The organism is Microbacterium aurantiacum (genome assembly GCF_031625015.1).
GTDB lineage: Bacteria > Actinomycetota > Actinomycetes > Actinomycetales > Microbacteriaceae > Microbacterium > Microbacterium aurantiacum.
Map to the genome: position 1 here is coordinate 1327602 of NZ_JAHWXH010000001.1, position 20212 is coordinate 1347813.

Here is a 20212-nt window from a genome sequence, read left to right on the forward strand (position 1 = left end):
AAGATCAGCTGATGCTCACCTTCACCCTCCGACGACTGCTGTCGGGGGCCGTCCTGCTCGTGGTGATCACGATGCTCACCTACACGCTCCTGTTCTTCTCGAGCGAGAGCATCGCCCGCAACATCCTGGGCGAGCAGGCCACGGCCGAACAGATCGCCCTAAAGGAAGCCGAGCTCGGACTCGATCAGCCGCTGCCGGTGCGCTTCCTCACGTGGGCGGGAGCCGCCGTCCGCGGAGACCTCGGAACCTCCTGGTTCAACTCCGAGCCGGTCACCCAGGCCGTGCTCAACCGGGCGCCGGTGACACTCACCCTGATGATCTTCTCGATCATCTGCGTCGCGATCATCGCCGCAGCTCTCGGCGTCCTGGCGGCTGTGCGACGCGGGTGGGTCGACCAGGTCGTGCAGGTCGGCGCCGTCATCGGCGACGCGATCCCCGGCTTCGTCCTCGCCATCTTCCTCGTCAGCATCTTCGCGGTGAACCTCGGATGGTTCCCGGCCGTGTCGACGATCCGCCCCGGCGCGGGCCCGGAGGTCTGGATCGCCTCTCTCCTTCTGCCCGCGATCGCGATCATCCTCAACTACGTCACCTCCAGCGCGCAGCAGTTCCGAAGCGCCGTCATCAAGGAGCTCGAGCGCGACTACGTGCGCACCCTACGCAGCCGGGGCCTGGCGGAGAAGGAGATCGTCTTCAAGCACGTTCTCCGCAGCGCCGCCCCCGCGGGTCTCACGGTGTTGAGCCTGCAGTTCATCGGTCTTCTGGGCGGCATCGTGATCCTGGAGCGCGTCTTCGCCATTCCCGGTCTCGGCGCGATGGCGGTGAACGCCACCATCGTCGGCGACATCCCCATCGTCATGGGGGTCGTCCTCCTCACGGTGATCATCGTCATCATCGTCAACCTGCTCGTCGACCTCGCTAACGGGGCCCTGAACCCGAAGGTGCGTCTGTCATGACCAGCGTCATCCGTACCCCCCAGGTCACCAAGCGGGCCTCCCGCGGTCAGGTGCGACGGTTCTTCCGCAACCCGCTCGGCATCATCTCGCTCTCCGCGCTCGTCCTGATCTGCCTCGCCGCCGCGGCCGCACCCCTGATCGCGCCTTTCGACCCGGGATTCGCCGACATCGGCAACACCCTCGCCGACCCGGGCGGCACCACGCCTCTCGGCACCGACAGCGCCGGACGGGACGTGCTGAGCCGGCTCCTCTACGGCGCCCAGCTGACGCTGCTCTCCGCGCTCCTCTGCGCCGTCGTCGCGATCGCCTTGGGGCTGCCTGCGGGGCTCCTCGCCGGCTACTACGGCGGGACGTTCGACAGCGTCTCCAGCTGGATCGCGAACATGCTCATCAGCCTGCCCGGCATCATCGTGCTGCTCTCAGTACGGGCGGCCCTGGGGCCATCCGTGTGGATCTCGATGATCGCCTTCGGCATCCTGCTGAGCCCGAGCTACTTCCGCCTCACCCGGACCGCTGTGCAGGCCGTCCGCAACGAGCTCTACGTCGATGCGGCGCGCGTGGTCGGACTCAGCGACGCCCGGATCATTTCGCGCCACGTCCTCTCTGTCGTCCGCGCGCCCCTCATCATCCAGACCGCCCTCATCTGCGGTGTGGCCATCGCGGTGCAGAGCGGTCTGCAATTCCTCGGGCTCGGCGACCCGGCGGAGGCGTCGTGGGGTGAGATGCTCAGCGACGGTTTCCTCAACATCTACATCCAGCCGCTCCTCCTGCTGTGGCCGGCGCTCGCGATCGGCATCACGATCGGGACCCTCGTGCTCCTCGGCAACGCGATCCGTGACGCGCTCGAGGACCGACGGGAAGCCCGCCCGAGCCGCGAGGCGAAGCGGGAGGAAGCGGCGCGCATCGCCGCGGCGCCCCCGACGCCCGCCGACACCACCGACGGACTGCTCGAGGTCGCCTCGCTGAGCGTCGGCTACCCCGGCGAGGACGGCGGGTACACCCCGGTGGTGCGCGATGTGTCCCTCTCGATCCGCTCCGGGGAAGTGCTCGGGCTCGTGGGCGAGTCGGGGTCGGGGAAGTCGCAGACCGCGTTCTCGATCCTCGGTCTCCTGCCGCGAACCGCCAAGATCCTCGGCGGGTCCGTCCGCTTCGACGACATCCACCTCGTCCGCGACGGCGTCGTGGCCACGGAGCGGTATCGCCAGATCCGGGGGAAGCGGATCGCCTACATCCCCCAGGAACCGATGTCGAACCTCGACCCGGCCTTCACGATCGGTCACCAGCTGGTGCGCCCGATGGTGAAGCTGCTGAAGATCTCGAAGGCGGATGCCGGTGAGCGCGCCCGCGATCTGCTGCGCCGCGTCGGCATCGTCGACCCTGAACGCGTGATGGACTCCTACCCGCACGAGATCTCGGGGGGAATGGCGCAGCGCGTGCTCATCGCGGGCGCCCTGAGCTGCGACCCGGACCTCGTCATCGCCGACGAGCCGACGACGGCGCTCGACGTCACCGTCCAGGCCGAGGTGCTGGATGTGCTGCGCTCGATGCAGCGTGAACTCGGCGTGGCAGTGCTGCTGGTGACCCACAACATCGGCGTGATCGCGGACATCGCCGATCGGGTGGCCGTCATGCGGCGCGGAGAGATCGTCGAGACCGGCGACGTCGACACCATCCTCCGCTCCCCGCAGCACCCGTACACCCAGACCCTCCTCGGCAGCATGCTCGTCGGCAAGGAGCCCCTGATGCCGCTCGGCATCGGCGGCGACACCGCCGCGATCGACCTCCCCCACGGAGAGGATGCCGCGGACATCGCGCTCGAGGAGGCGGACGAGCAGGCCCCGCTGTCCTCGGCTGCGCAGACCATGTTGCGAGAGGACATCTGATGTCGGAGAACCTGCTCGACGTGACCGATCTGGTCGTGGAGTACAAGCCGAAGAAGTTCCGCGCGAAACCCAATCGCGTCCTCCACGGGGTCTCGCTCGGCGTCCCGGTGGGCAAGACCCTCGGTCTCGTCGGAGAGTCGGGGTCGGGAAAGACCACCATCGGCCGAGCTATCCTCGGGCTCGCACCCGTCACCTCGGGGTCGATCCGCTTCGACGAACGCGAGATCTCGAAGCTCGGGCGACGGGCTCGGCAAGGGATGAGCGGCGACCTGCAGGTGATCTTCCAGGACCCGTACACCTCCCTCAACCCGGCCATGGAAATCGGCGCGATCCTCGCGGAGCCGCTCGGTGCGCGCGGAGTCTCTCGCGGTGACGCGCAGCGGCGAATCACCGGCCTGCTGGACCGTGTCGGACTTCCCGCCGATTCCGTCAACCGGATGCCGAGCGAGTTCTCGGGGGGACAGCGGCAGCGTGTCGCCATCGCTCGCGCGCTCGCGCTCGACCCGCGTCTGATCGTCTGCGACGAGCCGGTGAGCGCGCTCGATCTGACGACGCAGGCGAGGGTTCTGGACCTGCTGCTGGAGATCCAGCGCGACACCGGTGTGGCATACCTGTTCATCTCGCACGATCTCGACGTCGTCCATCACGTCAGCCACGAGGTCGCGGTGCTGTATCGCGGCGACATCGTCGAACACGGCTCGGCCGCGCAGGTGACGCGTGAGCCTCGGCATCCGTACACACAGCGGCTCCTCTTGGCATCGCCGGTCCCCGATCCGCAACAACAGCGCGAGCGGCGCGCACAGCGCCACGCGCTCGCCGCGGCCGAGACCTCTGCCGCCTGATCGTCATCCGTTTTCGCACGTCCCCTCCGAAGGAGAACCCCATGCTCAAGCCCATCTCGACTTCCACCCGCGAGCAGATCCTGCTCGACGGCCTGTGGCTGTTCGCGCTGGACACCCCCGACCGCCCCGAGCCGTGGGGGAGCGTCCTGGACACGCGCCGCGAGGCGCCGGTTCCCGCGAGCTACAACGACGTCTTCGCCGACCAGGAGATCCACGATCACGTGGGCTGGGTCTGGTACCAGCGGACTGTTCGGGTGCCACGCGGCTGGTCCGGGGAGCGGGTCATCCTCCGCGTCGACGCGGCGACCCACGAGGGTGTCGTCTACGTGGGCGACCGGCGCGTCGCCCACCACATCGGCGGCTACACGCCGTTCGAGGCCGACATCACCGATCTCGCGGAGGCGGGTGCGGAGATCCGCATCACGATCGGCGTCAACAACGAGCTGACCAACGAGACGATCCCGCCCGGGACGATCACCACGGACGAGTTCGGCCGGCGCAAGCAGACCTATCGCCACGACTTCTACAACTACGCCGGCCTCGCGCGCTCGGTGCGTCTGTACAGCGTGCCGACGGTGCACGTCACCGACGTCACGGTCGCCACCGACGTCGAGGGCGCGACCGGCGTCGTCGATTACCGGGTCGAGGCATCCGCTGCTGCGCAGGTCGTCGTGCGCCTGCGCGACGCCGCCGGGGTCGAGGTCGCGCGTGCCGAGGGCGACGCGGGTCGGATCGAGGTGACGGATGCCGAGCTCTGGCGGCCCGGTCGCGGCTACCTCTACACGCTGGAGGTCGACCTCGTCGCCGGAGGTGCGCTGCAGGACCGCTACGAGGTGCCGGTCGGCATCCGCTCGGTGCGCGTCGAGGGTGCGAGGTTCCTCATCAACGGCGAGCCGTTCTTCTTCCGGGGCTTCGGCAAGCACGAAGACAGCGCGATCCGCGGACGCGGCTTCGACAACGCGATCATGGTCCACGACTTCGCGCTCATGGAGTGGATGGGGGCGAATTCGTTCCGCACGTCGCACTACCCCTACGCCGAGGAGTTCCTCGAATACGCCGATCGCCACGGCATCGTCGTCATCGACGAGACGGCGGCGGTGGGCCTCAACCTCGGGCTCGGCGGCGGCTTCCACGGCCGCGTGACCGAGAAGTCGTTCTCGCCGACGATGTTCAACGACAACACCCAGGCCGCGCACGCGCAGGGGATCCGCGAACTCATCGCGCGCGACAAGAACCATCCGTCCGTGGTCATGTGGTCGATCACCAACGAACCCGAGTCGGTGGAGGACGGTGCGCGCGAGTACTTCGAGCCGCTCGTCGCACTCGCCCGCGAGCTCGACCCGACCCGTCCGCTCACCTACGCCAACGAATACCGCGGTCAGTTCCACAACGACCGCCTGGCCGACCTCTTCGACGTCATCTGCCTCAACCGCTACTACGGCTGGTACATGGAGACGGGTGACCTCGTGATGGCCGAGCATCGCCTCGAGACCGAGCTGCGCGGATGGCAGACGACCTTCGGCAAGCCGATCATCATCACCGAGTACGGCGCAGACACGCTCGCGGGCCTCCACGCGGTGACGACGCAGGCCTGGAGCGAGGAGTTCCAGACCTCCCTGCTGCAGACCTACCACCGGGTCTTCGACCGGATCGACGCGGTCATCGGCGAGCAGGTGTGGAATTTCGCCGACTTCCAGACATCGCAGGGCGTCATCCGCGTCGACGGGAACAAGAAGGGCGTCTTCACCCGCGACCGCCGTCCGAAGGCGGCCGCGCACGAGCTGCGTGCCCGATGGACCGCCGCCGCGGCGGCCGAGGCGGGCTCCGAAACCGCGTCGACGTCCTGAACGACTCCCCAGCAGAAGGAACCGAGCTGTGACCACCACCGCTGCGCTCTCGCGCCGACTCCTCCCTCGCGACGCGACCGAGCGGGACGCCGCCGACCGGCTCTATGGACTCGTCGCGTCTGCGCCGATCATCTCGCCGCACGGCCACGTCGACCCGGCGATGATCGCCAGCAACGACGCGTTCCGTGACCCGGCGACACTGCTCGTCCGCGACGACCACTACGTGACGCGCCTGCTCCACGCCGACGGCGTCGCACTCGACGATCTCGGCATCGGTGCTTCGGACTTCTCCGAGGCGGACGCTCGACGCGTGTGGCGGGTGTTCTGCGAACGGTGGCATCTCTTCGCGGGAACGGCATCCGGATACTGGTTGCGTTCGACGCTCGCCGATGTGTTCGCCATCGCCGAGACCCCCGCCGAGTCGGACGCCGACGAGCTCTTCGATCGCATCAGCGGTGAGTTGCAGCAGGAGCGGATGCGGCCGAAGGCGCTCCTCGACGCGTTCGGTATCGCGGTCCTCGCCACGACCGACGCGCCCCTCGATCCCCTCGACGCGCATGTCGCGCTGGCGGAGGACGACCAGGTCTCTACGCAGGTGCGACCGACGTTCCGGCCCGACGCCTACCTCGACCCCGCGTCACGGGGGTGGGGTGAACGTGTCGACCGCCTCCTGGCGTCGACGGGTGATCACGGGTACACGGGCTACCTCCGTGCGCTGGAGCACCACCGGCACCGTTTCGTCGCCCACGGGGCGACATCCGCCGACTTCGGCGTCCTCTCGGCGCAGACGGCGGACCTCTCCGACGCCGAGGCGTCGCGCCTGTTCGATCGTGCGCGGGCGCAGGCACTCGAGGCGGGCGAGGCGGAGCTGTTCCTCGCGCATATGCTGACGGAGTCCGCGCGGATGTCGGTGGAAGACGGGCTCGTCATGACCGTCCACGCGGGCGTGCGTCGCAACCATCACAGCGCGACATTGGCGTCCTTCGGGGCCGACCGCGGCCACGACATCCCGGTGCCGACCACGTTCGTGGATCCGATGCGGCCGCTCCTCGAGCGTTTCGGTACCGAGCCCGGGTTCCAGCTCATCCTCTTCACCGTCGACGAGACCACCTTCTCGCGGGAGCTCGCGCCGCTCGCCGGCTTCTACCCGTCGGTGTTCATCGGCGCACCCTGGTGGTTCCTCGACGCGCCCGACAGTGCGACGCGGTTCCGCGCGGCGACGGTCGAGACCGCGGGGTTCTACCGCGGCTCGGGGTTCATCGACGACACGCGCGCATTCCTGTCGATCCCCGCACGACACGACATGGCTCGCCGAACGGATGCCGCGTACCTCGCGCGTCTCATTGCGGACGAGCGGGTCTCGTCGGCCGAGGCCGAACGCATCATCGTCGACCTGCAGGACGCCATCCCCCGGCGGGCGTTCAAACTGTGAGCGCGATCAGGGTCACCGAGGCGCCGCTGCTCGTCGGCACGGATCGCCCCCTGCTGTCCGTCGAGACCGCGGCGGACGTGCTGGGTGAACAGGTGGCGCGCCCGCCGGTGAGGCTCGTTCATCTCGGGCTCGGGGCATTCCATCGATCCCACCAGCTGTGGCACACCGCTGTCGCGGACGAGGCCGGCGAGTGGGGCTACGCGTCCTTCACCGGTCGGAGCCCGTCTGCCGCGCGCACGCTGGATGCGCAGGACGGTCTTTACACGATCGCGACCCGCGGACCCGAGGGCGATCGCCTCGATCTCGTCTCCTCGCTCGCCGAGGTGCACGACGGCGCCGACGTGCACCGCCTCGCGGAGCTCCTGCGCTCGCCCGCGGTGGCGGTGGTGACCCTCACCATCACCGAAGCGGGCTATCGACTCGGCGCGGGCGGCGATCTCGATCCGGAAGATCCCGACACCGCGGCAGATCTCGACGCGCTCGCACAGACCGGATTCGTCGCGGGCGATGCTGCGCCGCAGCTCCGGACCGCCCTCGGGCGGCTGGTCTTCGCACTGGCGGCGCGGCGGGACGCCGAGGCGGGACCTGTCACGATCCTCCCGTGCGACAACATGCCGCAGAACGGCGCGGTCGTCGCCCGTGCCGTCGGTGTGCTCGCGGAGGCGGTCTCGCCGGGGCTCGCCCGGTGGGTGCGTGAGAATGTCGCGTTCGCGTCCTCGGTCGTCGACCGCATCACACCCGCCACCACGGAGGACGACATCCGTTCCCTCTCAGAGCGGATCGGGGTGACCGATCGCGGGCTCGTGGTCACCGAGCCGTTCTCCGAATGGATCATCGCGGGCGAGTTCCCCGCGGGCCGTCCGGAGTGGGAGCGCTCCGGTGCGCGCATCGTGGCGGACGTGGAGCCCTACGAGCGGCGGAAGCTGTGGATGCTCAACGGCGCGCACACGGTCCTCGCCATCACCGCGCGCGGACTCGGTCACACCACGGTGTCGGACGCCATCGCCGACCCGAGCGTGCGGGCGTGGGTGGAGGAGTACTGGGATGTCGCTGCAGAACGACTGGCCGCGCCCGAACTCGCCATCGGGCCCTATCGAGACGCGCTGGTCGAGCGGTTCTCGAACGCCCGCATCGCCCACCACCTGGACCAGATCGCGGCGGAGACGACGACGAAGCTCCGCTACCGCATCGTGCCGCTGCTGGTGCGCGCGCGCTCCGACGGCCGACTGCCAACCGGATGCGTGCGGCCGATCGCGGCGTGGGTCTGGTCGTTGCGCGCCGGGCGGCGCGACAGCGACACTCTCGCGCCGCACATCGATGCGGCTCTGGCCGCACCTCCCTCGGACGTGACCGCGTCGCTCCTCGGCATCCTCGATCCCGCATTCCGCACGGATGCCGCGCTCATCGCCGAGGTCGACGCGTACGTCGCCCTCCCCACCCCGGCGTGATCCGGGCCTCCTCACGACAGAAAGGATCATTCCGGTGATCATCGACAAAGCAGAAGTGATCGTCACGAGCCCCGATCGGAACTTCGTCACGCTCAAGCTCACCACCGCGGACGGTGTCTCCGGTCTCGGCGACGCGACCCTGAACGGACGCGAGCTCGCGGTCGTCGCGTATCTGCAGGAGCACGTGGTGCCCCTCCTCATCGGGTCGGACGCGTCGCGCATCGAGGACACGTGGCAGTTCCTCTACCGCGGGGCGTACTGGCGGCGCGGGCCCGTGACGATGGCCGCGATCGCGGCGGTCGACATGGCTCTGTGGGACATCAAGGGCAAGGCCGCCGGGATGCCGGTCTACCAGCTGCTCGGCGGTGCGTCGCGCACCGGACTGATGGCCTACGGCCACGCATCCGGCAAAGAGCTTCCGGAGCTGTTCGACTCGATCCGCGCGCACCAGGAGCAGGGCTACAAGGCGATCCGCGTGCAGACGGGCGTCCCGACGCTGAAGGCGATCTACGGCATCGCCGCGCAGGGAGCGGACGTCGGCGACGCATCGGTGCGCTACGACCACGAGCCCGCACGCCGTGGTGCCAAACCGATCGAGGAGGACTGGGACACCCGCGCGTACCTGAACCACCTGCCCGGCGTCTTCGAGGCGGTGCGCAACGAGTTCGGTCCCGACATCCCGCTGCTCCACGACGGACACCACCGGATGACGCCGATCCAGGCCGCGCGCCTGGGGAAGGACCTCGAGCCGTACGACCTGTTCTGGCTGGAGGACTGCACCCCCGCGGAGAACCAGGAGGCGCTGCGTCTCGTGCGTCAGCACACGACGACTCCATTGGCGATCGGCGAGATCTTCAACACCATCTGGGATTTCAAGGACATCATCCGCGATCAGCTCATCGACTACGTCCGCGGCGCGGTCACTCACATGGGTGGCATCTCGCCGCTGAAGAAGACCCTCGACTACGCGGCGATGTACCAGATCAAGTCCGGCATGCACGGTCCGACCGACATCTCGCCGGTCGGGATGGCCGCCGCGATGCACCTCGGGCTGGCGATCCACAACTTCGGCATCCAGGAGTACATGCGCCACGGCGCGAAGACCGATCAGGTCTTCCAGCAGTCCTTCACCTGGACCGACGGCTACCTGCACCCCGGTGACAACCCCGGCCTCGGCGTGGAGCTCGACGTCGACGAGGCGGGGAAGTACCCCTACGAGCAGGCCTACCTGCCGTACAACCGCCTGCTCGACGGCACGGTCCACGACTGGTGAGCGGCGGGGTCGAGCCGCGGGCGATCGTGGTCATGGGCGTGTCGGGATGCGGGAAGTCGACACTCGGCGCGGCGTTGGCCGATCGGATCGGGGGCGTGTTCCTCGACGCGGACGATCTGCACTCCGACGAGGCGCGGCAGAAGATGGCGGGCGGGACCCCGCTCACCGACGAGGATCGCGCGCCGTGGCTCGACCGGGTCGGCGACCGCATGCGCGGCATCCTCGACACCGGGCAGGTGCCGATCGTCGCGTGCTCCGCGCTGAAGGCGATCTATCGCGATCGGCTGCGTGCGCGAGCGGGCGACGTCGTCTTCGTCCACCTGGACGGCGACGTCGACCTCCTCCGCGAGCGGCTCGAGCAGCGTCCGGGCCACTTCATGCCGCCGGGCCTCCTCGCGTCGCAGCGCGCGACGCTGGAGCCCCTCGGCCCCGCGGAGATCGGCATCCGTCTTGATGTCGCCGATCCTCCCGACGTCCTCGTCTCCCGCGTGCTGGAGTCGGACCTGGTCGTCCCCGCCCTCTCCTGACCGCGAGACTGCATCTTCCCGACGAGACTGCGTGCGCGGCGTGCAGTCTCGACCGGAGGATGCAGTCTCGGCGTCAGGGAGAGGGCGCGGGAGCGTCGGCGGCGGGGGCGTCCGCGGGCGCCGAGTCGTCGTCGGGGCGGCGGGCGGGGAGTGCCAGAGTCGCGACGAGGCCGACGGCGAGGAAGCCCGCGGCGGTGAAGGCGGCCCAGCGTGTGCCGTCCGAGAACGCCGTCTTCGCGGCATCCGCGAGGGGCGCGGTGCCGGGAGACTCCTCGAGGCCGGCGATCGCACCCCCGGCGCTGTCCACGACCTGCGAGACGACCTGGTCGACCTGCGCCGCGGGAACGCCCTGGTCGTTCAGGGACGACGTCAGCACGCCGGCCGTGCTCGTGAAGAGCACCGTGCCGAGGATCGCGATGCCGAGCGCCGAGCCGACCTGGCGCGCGGTGGACTGCGTCCCCGAGCCCTGTCCGCTCTGTTCGACCGGCACGTCGACGAGGATGACACCCGTCAGCTGGGCGGTCGCGAGGCCCACACCGAATCCGTAGATGAACAGGGCGGGCACGAGCCAGCCCCACGCGGCATCCGGAGCGATCACGAACGCCACCCACAGGACGCCGATGATCTCGGCGATCAGCCCCGCACGCACGACCCACACCGCCGGAATCCGGCCGCTCGCCGCCCCCGCGGCGCCGCTGGCGAAGAACGATCCGACGGCGAGTGCCAGCAGGATCAACCCGGTCTGGAGGGCATCGAATCCGAGGACGAACTGCAGCCACAGCGGCAGCGAGAGGATGATGCCGAACTCGCCGAGCGAGACGACGAGGGCGGCGATGTTGCCGTTGCGGAACGTGCCGATGCGGAACAGTCCGAACGACAGCAGGCTCGACCGCCCGGCACGTTCACGCCGTAGCCCCCACGCCACGAACGCGACGGCGGCGAGGACGGCGACCGTGAGGGCGATCGGCACGGGGGAGAGCGCGAACGGCCAGGTCCATTCGCCCAGGGTGAAGTCGCCCGTGGACTCCCACCAGCCGAGCGTCCGCCCCTCGATCAGGCCGAACACCAGTGCCCCGAACGTGACGAACGACAGAAGGCCCCCGACGATGTCGATGGACTTCGCGTGCGCGTCCCGCGACTCGCTCACCGTCAGCAGGACTCCGATGATGATCAGGATGCCGAGCGGGATGTTGATGCCGAACGCCCACCGCCACGAGAACGCGGTCGTCAACCACCCTCCGAGGAGCGGGCCGACCGCCGCCATGCCGCCGATGGTCGACCCCCAGACGGCGAAGGCGATGCCGCGCTCGCGGCCGCGGAAGGTCGCGTTGATGAGCGACAGTGTGGTCGGCAGGATCATCGCGCCGCCCACGCCCTGGACGAGGCGCGCAGCGATCAGGAGGTCGCCGGTCGGCGCGAGGGCGGCGGCGACGGAGGACAGGACGAACAGCACGACGCCGATGAGCATGATGCGGCGCCTGCCGAAGCGGTCGGCGAGCGAGCCGAAGATCAGCAGCAGCGACGCGAAGACGAGGGTGTACGCCTCCTGCACCCACTGGACCTGGGTGGAGGTGATGCCGAGGTCGTCGACGATCGCGGGGATCGCAACGTTGACGATCGTGGAGTCGACGATGATGAGCGACACCGCGATGCTGATGAAGACCAGACCCGCCCAGCGGCGGCTACCCGAGCTCTGCACTTCGCTAGATTATCTAGCAATCTCTCCGCTGTCACCGTCTCCGTGCCGCGCCTTCTTATGGGTTCGCTGAGCCCCTCTCCTGGCCGCGAGACTGCATCTCCCCGTCGAGACTGCGCGCGCCGCGTGCTGTCTCGACGGGAGGATGCAGTCTCGCGGTCAAGGGAAGGGTCAGGGGGAGGCGGTGACGACGGCGTTGTCGAGGGCGTCGGGGTCGACCCCGGGGCGCCGGACGCGGTTCGTCAGCAGCACCCAGGCGACGTCCGCGCCGGGATGGATCCACAGCTCCGTGCCCGACCAGCCGCCGTGCCCGTAGACGTCGGTGTCGATGAGACCCGGAGCCCGTGAGCGCAGGTTCCAGGTGAAGCCCCAGTCCTGCCCGCGCTCGGCCGGGTACGGCTCGAGCCGAGGGATGCCGGCGGTCAGCGGTCGGCGCATCATCGCCGCCGTCGCGGGCGCGACGATCTCGCCGCGGTCGCGCAGGAGCGCCGAGGCGACCGCCAGGAGGTCCTCCGCCCGGCCCATCAACCCGGCTCCCGGATGCCGGAGGGCGGCCAGGCGCGCCATGTCGACGCCCTCGGCCGCGGCATCCGGAACCGCGTGCGGATCGGACGCCTCCTCGAGCGTGAGCCCATCGGCACCGATCGCCGTCGCCCACCGGGTGAGCTGCGCATCCCAGGACTCCCCGCTCGCGTGCCGGATCATCTCGGCGATGCCCTCGAACGCGATCGAGGAGTAGCGCGAGACGGTGCCCGCGGCGAAGTCGCGGCCGGGTGCGCGCAGTCCCGCCGCGAGGCCCCGCGGGGCGTCCAGTGGCGGCTCCGGAATGCCGGCGGTGTGCGAGGCGAGGTGGCGGAGCCGCACGACGTCGTCGCGGTCGGCGCCGAAGTCCGGCACCGCTTCGCGCACCGGGGTCTCGGGCGTGAACGAGCCCCGTTCGATGCCGCGGGCCGCCGTCAGCCCCACCAGCGGCTTGGTGATCGAGAAGAGGCGGTAGTGGTCGTCGATGCGCGCGGGCCGGCCGTCCGTCGCACCGAACGCCTCGAGGGCGACGGTCCCGGCCGACGTCGCGATCCCGACCACCGCGGTCGGGAGCCGCCCGGCGTCCACGTGCCGTCGCGCCCAGTCGAATGCGGCGCCGTAGGTCGTGGTCATCGGGCGTCTCCGCGGGGTGCGTAGCGCTCGAGGGGAACGGACTCCGCCACCCGGGCACGCAGGTCTTCCAGCGTCGCGTCGGGCCCGCACCACCCGTGGGCGCGCGCCTGGACGAGCACGTTGCCGAGCGCGGTCGCCTCGACGGGACCCGCGAGCACGGGGAGTCCGGTCCGGTCGGCCGTGGCCTGGCAGAGGAGACGGTTGAGCGACCCGCCGCCGACGATGTGCACGACCTCGAGGGCCCGCCCGGTGAGCTCGCCCCCGGTGCGGACGGCGTCGGCGAAGGCTGCGGCGATGCTCTCCACGATCGACCGCGTGAGCGCGGCGCGGTCGCGGGGAACGACGGCGCCGGTCTCGGCGAGCACCGCCGCGATGCGGTCCGGCATGTCGCCGGGGGCGCTCAGGCGCGGGTCGTTCGCGTCGAACAGGGCGACCTCTCCGGTGACGGCGGCGGCGGCATCCAGCAGCGACGGCAGGTCGATGGCGGCGCCGTCGTCCGCCTCCCACGCGCGGATGCTCTCGCTCAGCAGCCACAGCCCGGCGACGTTCTGGAGGAAGCGGATGCGTCCGTCCACGCCGCCCTCGTTCGTGAAGCCCGCCTCGCGCGCGGCGTCCGTCACGAGCGGCGCGTCGAGCTCGACGCCGACGAGCCCCCACGTCCCGCACGAGATGTAGGCGGCGGTCGCGGCATCCGTCATCGGAACGGCGACGACGGCCGACGCGGTGTCGTGCGAGCCGACCGCGATCACGGGTGTCGTCGCGCCCAGAGCGTCGGCGAGGTCGCCCTGAACCGTGCCGATGACCGCGCCGGGATCGATCAGCGCGGGAAGGACGGATGCCGGCAGCCCGAGCAGCTCGAGCAGGTCGAGGTCCCACTCCCCGGTGTCGACCCGGACGAGCCCGGTCGTCGAGGCGTTGGTGCGCTCGGCGACCCGGCGGCCCGTGAGGAGGAAGGCGACCAGATCGGGGATGAGGAGGGCCGCATCGGCATCGTCGACTCCCTCCTCCACCGCGAACTGGTAGACGGTGTTGAAGGGCAGGAACTGCAGGCCGTTCCGGCGATAAAGCTCCGCGAACGGCACGCGGGCGTGCACCCGCTCGACGCCGTCCGCCGTCCGCTCGTCGCGGTAGTGGAACGGCTCGGCGACGAGGCGGCCGCCGGAGACGAGCCCGTAGTCGACGGCCCACGAGTCGATGCCGATGCTCGCGATGCCCGGCTCCCGCCGGAACGCTTCGCGAAGGCCCTCGACGATGTGCCCGTACAGCGCGGAGAAGTCCCAGTGCAGACCGTCGGGCCCGGCGACCGGGCCGTTGGGGAACCGCGCGACGCTCTCCAGCTCCAGGATGCCGTCGCCCACGCGCCCGATCATGACGCGCCCACTCGTCGCCCCGAGGTCGACCGCGGCGACCGCGCGGGTGGCGCCGGCCGCCGCGGTCGCGCCCGTCGCCGCTGTCGCGTCCGTCGCGGCTTCCGTCATCGGAGGAACGCCGCGGCGACGCCGGAGTCCACGGGGATGTGGAGGCCGGTCGTGCGGCTGAGCTCGGGGCCGGTGAGGACGTACACCGCGTCGGCGACGTTCTCGGGGACGACCTCGCGTTTGAGGATCGTGCGGTTGGCGTAGAACTGGCCGAGGTCCTTCTCGTCGACGCCGTAGGTCGCGGCGCGGTTCGCGCCCCAGCCGGCGGCGAAGATGCCCGATCCGCGGACGACGCCGTCGGGGTTGATGCCGTTCACCCGGACGCCGTGCTCGCCGAGCTCGACGGCGAGGAGACGCACCTGGTGGGCCTGATCGGCCTTCGTCGCCGAGTACGCGATGTTGTTGGGGCCGGCGAAGACGGAGTTCTTCGACGAGATGTAGATGACGTCGCCGCCCATCTTCTGCGCGATGAGGGCTTTCGCTGCGGCCCTGGCGACGAGGAACGATCCCTTGGCCATGACGTCGTGCTGCAGGTCCCAGTCCTTCTCGGTGGTCTCCAGCAGCGGCTTCGACAGCGACAGTCCGGCGTTGTTGACGACGAGGTCGATGCCGCCGAAGGCGAGGACGGTGGCGTCGATCGCGGCCTGGACGGCCTCGGGGTCGGCGACGTTCGCCGCGACGCCGATCGCGACATCCGTTCCGCCGAGTTCCGCCGCGGCGGCCTGGGCCTTGGCGAGATCGAGATCGGCGATGACGACGCACGCGCCCTCCGCGGCGAGGCGCACGGCGATCGCCTTGCCGATTCCGGATGCCGCACCCGTGACGAACGCGATGCGGCCCTGGTGGGTCTTCGGCTTCGGCATCCGCTGGAGCTTCGCCTCTTCCAGTGCCCAATACTCGATTCGGAACTTCTCGGCATCCGAGATCGGGGAGTAGGTGGACACCGACTCGGCGCCGCGCATGACGTTGATCGCGTTGACGTAGAACTCCCCGGCCACGCGCGCGGTCTGCTTGTTCGCCCCGTAGGAGAACATCCCGACGCCCGGGATGAGCACGATGAGCGGATCCGCGCCGCGGATGGCGGGGGACTCCGCGGTCGCGTGGGCGTCGTAGTAGGCCTGGTAGTCGGCACGGTAGGCCTCGTGCAGCTCGACCAGGCGCGCGATGGCGTCGTCGACCGACGCGTCGGCGGGGAGGTCGAGGATCAGCGGCTTGACCTTGGTGCGGAGGAAGTGGTCGGGGCAGCTCGTCCCGAGCGCCGCCAGGGCAGGTGCCTTCTCCGACGCGAGGAAGTCCAGCACCACCTCGGCGTCGGTGAAGTGCCCGACCATCGGCTTGTCCGTCGACGCAAGCCCCCGGATCGTGGGGGCGAGGGCGGCGGCCTTCGCGCGGCGCTCGGCCTCGGGGAGCGCGGCGAAGCCGGGCCGAACTCCTCCGAACGGGTCGGCCTTGCCGTGGGTGTCGAGGTATTCGGCGGCGGTGGCGATGATCCAGGAGGAGTTGCGCTCGGCCTCCTCGGACGACTCACCCCACGCGGTGATCCCGTGCCCGCCGAGGATGCACCCGATCGCCTGCGGGTTCGCGGCCTTGATCGCCGCGATGTCCAGGCCCAGCTGGAACCCGGGACGCCGCCACGGCACCCACACGACCTTCTCCCCGAAGATCTGCGCCGTCAACGCCTCCCCGTCCGCGGCGGTCGCGATCGCGATACCCGAGTCCGGATGCAGGTGGTCCACGTGCGCGGCATCCACCAGGCCGTGCATCGCGGTGTCGATGGAGGGAGCCGCACCGCCTTTGCCGTGCAGGCAGTAATCGAACGCGGCGACCATCTCGTCCTCGCGCTCCACGCCCGGGTACACATCCACCAGGGCGCGCATACGGTCCAGGCGCAGCACCGCGAGGCCCTGCTCGGTGAGGGTGCCGAGGTCGCCCCCGGAGCCCTTCACCCACAGCAGCTCCACCGGTTCGCCCGTGACGGGGTCGATCTCGGTGCCCTTGGCGGACGTGTTCCCGCCGGCGTAGTTGGTGTTCTTCGGGTCGGAGCCGAGCCGGTTGGACCGGGCGATCAGGTCGGCGACTGCGGGATTCGTCATGGTGTCCTTCGGGTCTGGAGGGAGGTCAGGGCGTGGGTGATGCGGGAGAGGGAACGGGCGAAGGCCGGTTCGTCGGGGCGGTTCAGGTGCCCGTGGGTCGTGCCGGGTTCGACGACGACCTCCACGGGGCGTCCGGCCGCGGCGAGCGAGGCGGCGAAGACCTCGCCCGAGACCCGCAGCTCGTCGACGTCGCCGTTGATCATGAGGATGGAGGGGAATCCCGCGAGGTCGGCGGCGGTGGCGAGCCCCGGCACGGCGGCGAGCGGCGCGTCGTCGACCGGGCCGCCGAGGTAGTTCTCGTACATCCCCCGGACCACGTCGGGTCCGAAACGGTCGGCGTCGGGGTCGGCGTCGAGCGCGCGGCGGAGAGCGGCATCCGGCTCCGGCTGTACGGCGAGGAGCGTCGGATACGCCAGCACGAGGAGCGCGGGCGCCGCCACGCCCGCCCCCGGCATCCGCAGCACGGCGCCGGTGACGAGGTTCGCGCCGGCGCTCGCGCCGCCGAGCGCGAGCCGCGCGGGGTCGATCCCGAGGGTCGCTGCGTGCGCGAGCGTCCAGGTCCACGCGGCGAGGACATCGTCGGATGCCGCGGGGAAGACGTCACCGCCGCGAGGCGCGACGCCCATCCCCGCCGCCCATTCCGCGGGGGGCGGCGCGAGCCGGTAATCGACCGAGACCACCGTCGTACCCGCCGCCGCGAGGGCGCGGGACACGGCATCCGCCTCGGGCATGTCGAGGTCGCCCGCGGCGAAGCCACCGCCGTGCGCCCAGACGAGCCCCGTGCCGTTCGGCGCCGTCGCGGGGTACACCCGGACGAGGCCCCCGGCTGCGGTGCGCGGTTCGGTCGAGGAGGTCACGGGGTCAGGCTCCCCAGCCGGCCTGCGTGCCGCCGACGCGCTCGGCCTCGATCTTCTGCTGATAGCCGGATGCCGCATAGGCGGCCATCGGGTCGGCGGGGAGGCCGCGCGACGCGCGCCATTCCGCGAGGGCCGGCCGGACGTCGGTGTAGAACGCATCCATGAACACCGCCTGCGCGCCGAGCACGTCGTTCGCCGACTGCGCGGCCTGCAGTGCGGGCTGATCGATCAGCAGGGCACGCGCGGTCATCTCCTGCACGTTCAGCACCGAGCGGATCTGGCCGGGGATCTTCGCCTCGATGTTGTGGCACTGGTCGAGCATGAACGCGACATCGGGGTTGTTGAGGCCCCCGCCGCGGATGACCTCGACGAGGATCCGGAAGAGCTGGAAGGGGTCGGCGGCGCCCACGATGAGGTCGTCGTCTGCGTAGAAGCGCGAGTTGAAGTCGAACGAGCCGAGCTTCCCGAGGCGGAGCAGCTGCATCACGATGAACTCGATGTTCGTGCCGGGGGCGTGGTGTCCGGTGTCCAGGCACACCATGGCGCGGTCGCCGAGGGTGGCCACCTGCGCGTAGGAGGTCCCCCAGTCGGGAACGTCGGTGTGGTAGAACGACGGCTCGAAGAACTTGTACTCCAGCACCAGACGCTGGTCGCCCGTGAGGCGCTCGTAGATGGTGCGGAGCGAATCGTTCAAACGGTCCTGGCGGGCGCGCATGTCGGTCTGGCCGGGGTAGTTCGACCCCTCGGCGAGCCAGATCTTGAGGTCGCGCGATCCGGTCGCGTCCATCACGTCGATGCACTCGAGGTGGTGGTCGACGGCCTTCCGGCGGATGCGGTCGTCCTCGTGGGTGAGTGCGCCGAACTTGTAGTCCTCGTCCTGGAACGTGTTGGAGTTGATCGTCCCGAGTGCGACTCCGAGGTCTTCCGCGTGACGGCGGAGGGCGCCGAAGTCGTCGACCTTGTCCCACGGGATGTGCAGGGCGACGCTCGGCGCGAGGCCGGTCACCCGGTTCACCTCGGCCGCATCGGCGATCTTCTCGAACGGGTCGCGGGGCGTCCCCTCGGTGGTCCACACGCGGAAGCGGGTGCCGGAATTCCCGAAGGCCCAGGAGGGCAGCTCGATGCCCTGCCCGGCGAGCTGGGACTGGATGTCGGCGGACAGGATGCTCACGATGCGTCTCTTTCGTCGTCGGATGCCGATCCCCCGGTCGAGGCGGCGAGTTGGTCTGCGAGGTGGAAGATCTCCGTCAGCGGGGTGGCCGCCTGATCGGGGCGGCCGTCGAGGCCCACGAAGAAGGGGGCCATCTCGGCCTCCCACGCGGCGGCGATGGGGGAGGCGGCGAGGTAGGCCTGCGCCGCGTCGTCGTCGTCGGTCTCGTAGTAGCCGATGAGACGCCCGCCCGGTGCGAGGAAGAGCGAGTAGTTGCGTCGGCCGGCGGCCGCGATCTCGGCGAGCATCTCGGCGCGCACCGGTGTGTGCCGAGCGATGTATTCGTCGATCCGCGCGGGATCGATCCGCAGCTCGAAGCAGACGCGCGCGGGGGTGCGGGTCGGCGTGTTCGTCATCGAAGGCGCTCCTTGTCGGGGCGACGCGGTCCGACATTCGGCGCGGCGTCGTGAATCGTTTCAAAGATAAGGCCCGCGGCCGACGAACGCAAGCGCCCTACACTTCTGACAACGTCACCAACGGAGAGGGACCCACGTGGCCGTCGGAGTGAAGGACGTCGCAGCCGCGGCATCCGTGTCGGTGGGCACGGTCTCCAACGTGCTCAACAATCCCGAGAAGGTCGCGCCCGCCACCGTCGAGCGCGTGCAGAAGGCGATCGCCGAGCTCGGCTTCGTGCGCAACGACGCGGCCCGGCAGCTGCGCGCCGGGCGCAGTCGCAGCATCGGCCTCGTGGTCCTGGACGTCGGCAACCCCTTCTTCGCCGACGTCGCGCGCGGTGCAGAGGCGCGGGCGGCCGAGGCGGGCCTCGCCGTCCTCTTCGGCAGCAGCGACGAGCGAGCCGACCGCGAGGGAGCCTACGTCGATCTCTTCCGCGAGCAGCGGGTCAACGGCGTGCTCGTGACCCCCGCCACCGCGGACCTGAGTTCGCTCGTGCGGCTGCAGGATGCCGGCATCCCGGTGGTGCTCGTCGACCGGGAGGCCGATGACGACGCGCTCGCCTCGGTCGCCGTCGACGACGTCGAGGGCGGGTACCTCGCCACGCGGCACCTGATCGACGCCGGACGCCGCCGCATCACCTTCGTCGGGGGACCGCTCTCGACCCGCCAGGTGCACGATCGGCTCGAGGGGGCGCGTCGGGCGGTCGCAGAACATCCGGACGTCGCCCTCGACGTGATGGAGATGCCCGCGCTCACGGTCCTGCAGGGACGTGAGGCGGGGAATCTGCTCCGCGCACGGGATGCCGCATCCCGGCCCGACGGGGTGTTCGCCGCGAACGACCTCCTGGCCGTCGGGGTGCTGCAGTCCTTCGCGCTGCTCGGCGAGATCCGCGTACCCGAGGACATCGCCCTCATCGGCTACGACGACATCGACTTCGCCGCGGCCACCGTCGTGCCGCTCAGCTCCATCCGCCAGCCCGCCCGCGAGATCGGGGCGACCGCCGTCGACCTGCTCCTCGCCGAGATCGCGCGCGCGGGTGCGGGCGGCGAGCACGGGCCGGGCGGTGGCCCGGGTCCGGATGCCGGCGAGCGCCGCATCCGCTTCCGTCCCGAGCTGATCGTCCGCGCCTCCACGGGCGGCTGAGTGGCCGCACCGGCCGCGGACGGCTCCGCCGACCTAGGG

The 20212-nt window shown here is 70.4% G+C and carries 16 protein-coding genes; 9 read left to right on the forward strand and 7 right to left on the reverse strand.

All coding sequences use genetic code 11. The annotated features are described in order from the left end of the window. Window positions 1-11 precede the first annotated feature (11 nt). From KZC50_RS06230 to KZC50_RS06265, 8 genes are read left to right on the forward strand one after another with little or no spacing between them, the layout of a single operon-like run. Window positions 12-953 carry an ABC transporter permease gene (locus KZC50_RS06230; RefSeq protein ID WP_310891025.1) on the forward strand — a complete coding sequence of 314 codons (942 nt, stop codon included), beginning with the start codon at window positions 12-14 and terminating at the stop codon, window positions 951-953. After that, a complete protein-coding gene (locus tag KZC50_RS06235; RefSeq protein WP_310891026.1) occupies window positions 950-2836 on the forward strand; it encodes a dipeptide/oligopeptide/nickel ABC transporter permease/ATP-binding protein in 1887 nt (628 codons plus the stop codon). Before KZC50_RS06230 ends, KZC50_RS06235 begins: the two co-directional genes overlap by 4 nt. After that, complete coding sequence (locus KZC50_RS06240) at window positions 2836-3678, forward strand: ATP-binding cassette domain-containing protein (RefSeq protein WP_310891027.1); 843 nt, start codon at window positions 2836-2838, stop codon at window positions 3676-3678. Before KZC50_RS06235 ends, KZC50_RS06240 begins: the two co-directional genes overlap by 1 nt. 41 nt (window positions 3679-3719) lie before the next feature. Further along, window positions 3720-5525, forward strand: a complete 1806-nt coding sequence (uidA, locus tag KZC50_RS06245; RefSeq protein ID WP_310891028.1) for a beta-glucuronidase — start codon at window positions 3720-3722, stop codon at window positions 5523-5525. Between the two features lie 28 nt (window positions 5526-5553). Next, window positions 5554-6957: a glucuronate isomerase gene (uxaC, locus tag KZC50_RS06250; RefSeq protein ID WP_310891029.1), complete on the forward strand. Its 1404-nt coding sequence runs from the start codon at window positions 5554-5556 to the stop codon at window positions 6955-6957. Next, window positions 6954-8405 (forward strand): mannitol dehydrogenase family protein, encoded by a 1452-nt coding sequence (locus tag KZC50_RS06255; RefSeq protein ID WP_310891030.1) that lies wholly within the window; start codon window positions 6954-6956, stop codon window positions 8403-8405. The genes uxaC and KZC50_RS06255 overlap by 4 nt, the downstream gene beginning before the upstream one ends. Before the next feature lie 34 nt (window positions 8406-8439). Continuing rightward, entirely contained in the window at window positions 8440-9678 is a 1239-nt protein-coding gene (gene manD / locus KZC50_RS06260) for a D-mannonate dehydratase ManD (protein WP_310891031.1), read from the forward strand. Further along, window positions 9675-10205: a gluconokinase gene (locus KZC50_RS06265; RefSeq protein WP_310891032.1), complete on the forward strand. Its 531-nt coding sequence runs from the start codon at window positions 9675-9677 to the stop codon at window positions 10203-10205. The genes manD and KZC50_RS06265 overlap by 4 nt, the downstream gene beginning before the upstream one ends. A gap of 73 nt (window positions 10206-10278) precedes the next feature. On the opposite strand, the gene KZC50_RS06270 is transcribed toward KZC50_RS06265, so the two are convergent. From KZC50_RS06270 to KZC50_RS06300, 7 genes are all read right to left on the reverse strand, one after another. After that, complete coding sequence (locus tag KZC50_RS06270; protein ID WP_310891033.1) at window positions 10279-11904, reverse strand: MFS transporter; 1626 nt, start codon at window positions 11902-11904, stop codon at window positions 10279-10281. Between the two features lie 168 nt (window positions 11905-12072). Then, complete coding sequence (locus KZC50_RS06275) at window positions 12073-13056, reverse strand: serine hydrolase domain-containing protein (RefSeq protein WP_310891034.1); 984 nt, start codon at window positions 13054-13056, stop codon at window positions 12073-12075. Then, a complete protein-coding gene (locus KZC50_RS06280; RefSeq protein WP_310891035.1) occupies window positions 13053-14534 on the reverse strand; it encodes a rhamnulokinase in 1482 nt (493 codons plus the stop codon). Before KZC50_RS06280 ends, KZC50_RS06275 begins: the two co-directional genes overlap by 4 nt. Then, complete coding sequence (locus KZC50_RS06285; protein ID WP_310891036.1) at window positions 14531-16567, reverse strand: bifunctional aldolase/short-chain dehydrogenase; 2037 nt, start codon at window positions 16565-16567, stop codon at window positions 14531-14533. Before KZC50_RS06285 ends, KZC50_RS06280 begins: the two co-directional genes overlap by 4 nt. Continuing rightward, window positions 16564-17424 carry an alpha/beta hydrolase fold domain-containing protein gene (locus KZC50_RS06290; protein WP_310891037.1) on the reverse strand — a complete coding sequence of 287 codons (861 nt, stop codon included), beginning with the start codon at window positions 17422-17424 and terminating at the stop codon, window positions 16564-16566. Before KZC50_RS06290 ends, KZC50_RS06285 begins: the two co-directional genes overlap by 4 nt. Before the next feature lie 4 nt (window positions 17425-17428). After that, the gene (gene rhaI / locus KZC50_RS06295; RefSeq protein WP_301133919.1) at window positions 17429-18595 is read right to left on the reverse strand and encodes an L-rhamnose isomerase; all 1167 of its coding nucleotides are present in this window, start codon (window positions 18593-18595) and stop codon (window positions 17429-17431) included. Then, complete coding sequence (locus KZC50_RS06300) at window positions 18592-18990, reverse strand: L-rhamnose mutarotase (RefSeq protein ID WP_310891038.1); 399 nt, start codon at window positions 18988-18990, stop codon at window positions 18592-18594. The genes rhaI and KZC50_RS06300 overlap by 4 nt, the downstream gene beginning before the upstream one ends. Before the next feature lie 136 nt (window positions 18991-19126). Here KZC50_RS06300 and KZC50_RS06305 point away from each other — a divergent pair, with 136 nt between their 5' ends. Further along, window positions 19127-20173: a LacI family DNA-binding transcriptional regulator gene (locus tag KZC50_RS06305; RefSeq protein ID WP_310891039.1), complete on the forward strand. Its 1047-nt coding sequence runs from the start codon at window positions 19127-19129 to the stop codon at window positions 20171-20173. Window positions 20174-20212: the final 39 nt, after the last annotated feature.

Coding starts and splice junctions, on each gene's coding strand:
- KZC50_RS06235 (WP_310891026.1), top strand. CDS start 950: ATGACCAGCGTCATCCGTACCCCCCAGGTCACCAAGCGGGCCTCCCGC.
- KZC50_RS06240 (WP_310891027.1), top strand. CDS start 2,836: ATGTCGGAGAACCTGCTCGACGTGACCGATCTGGTCGTGGAGTACAAG.
- KZC50_RS06285 (WP_310891036.1), bottom strand. CDS start 16,567: ATGACGAATCCCGCAGTCGCCGACCTGATCGCCCGGTCCAACCGGCTC.
- KZC50_RS06300 (WP_310891038.1), bottom strand. CDS start 18,990: ATGACGAACACGCCGACCCGCACCCCCGCGCGCGTCTGCTTCGAGCTG.
- KZC50_RS06230 (WP_310891025.1), top strand. CDS start 12: ATGCTCACCTTCACCCTCCGACGACTGCTGTCGGGGGCCGTCCTGCTC.
- uidA (WP_310891028.1), top strand. CDS start 3,720: ATGCTCAAGCCCATCTCGACTTCCACCCGCGAGCAGATCCTGCTCGAC.
- KZC50_RS06275 (WP_310891034.1), bottom strand. CDS start 13,056: ATGACCACGACCTACGGCGCCGCATTCGACTGGGCGCGACGGCACGTG.
- KZC50_RS06280 (WP_310891035.1), bottom strand. CDS start 14,534: ATGACGGAAGCCGCGACGGACGCGACAGCGGCGACGGGCGCGACCGCG.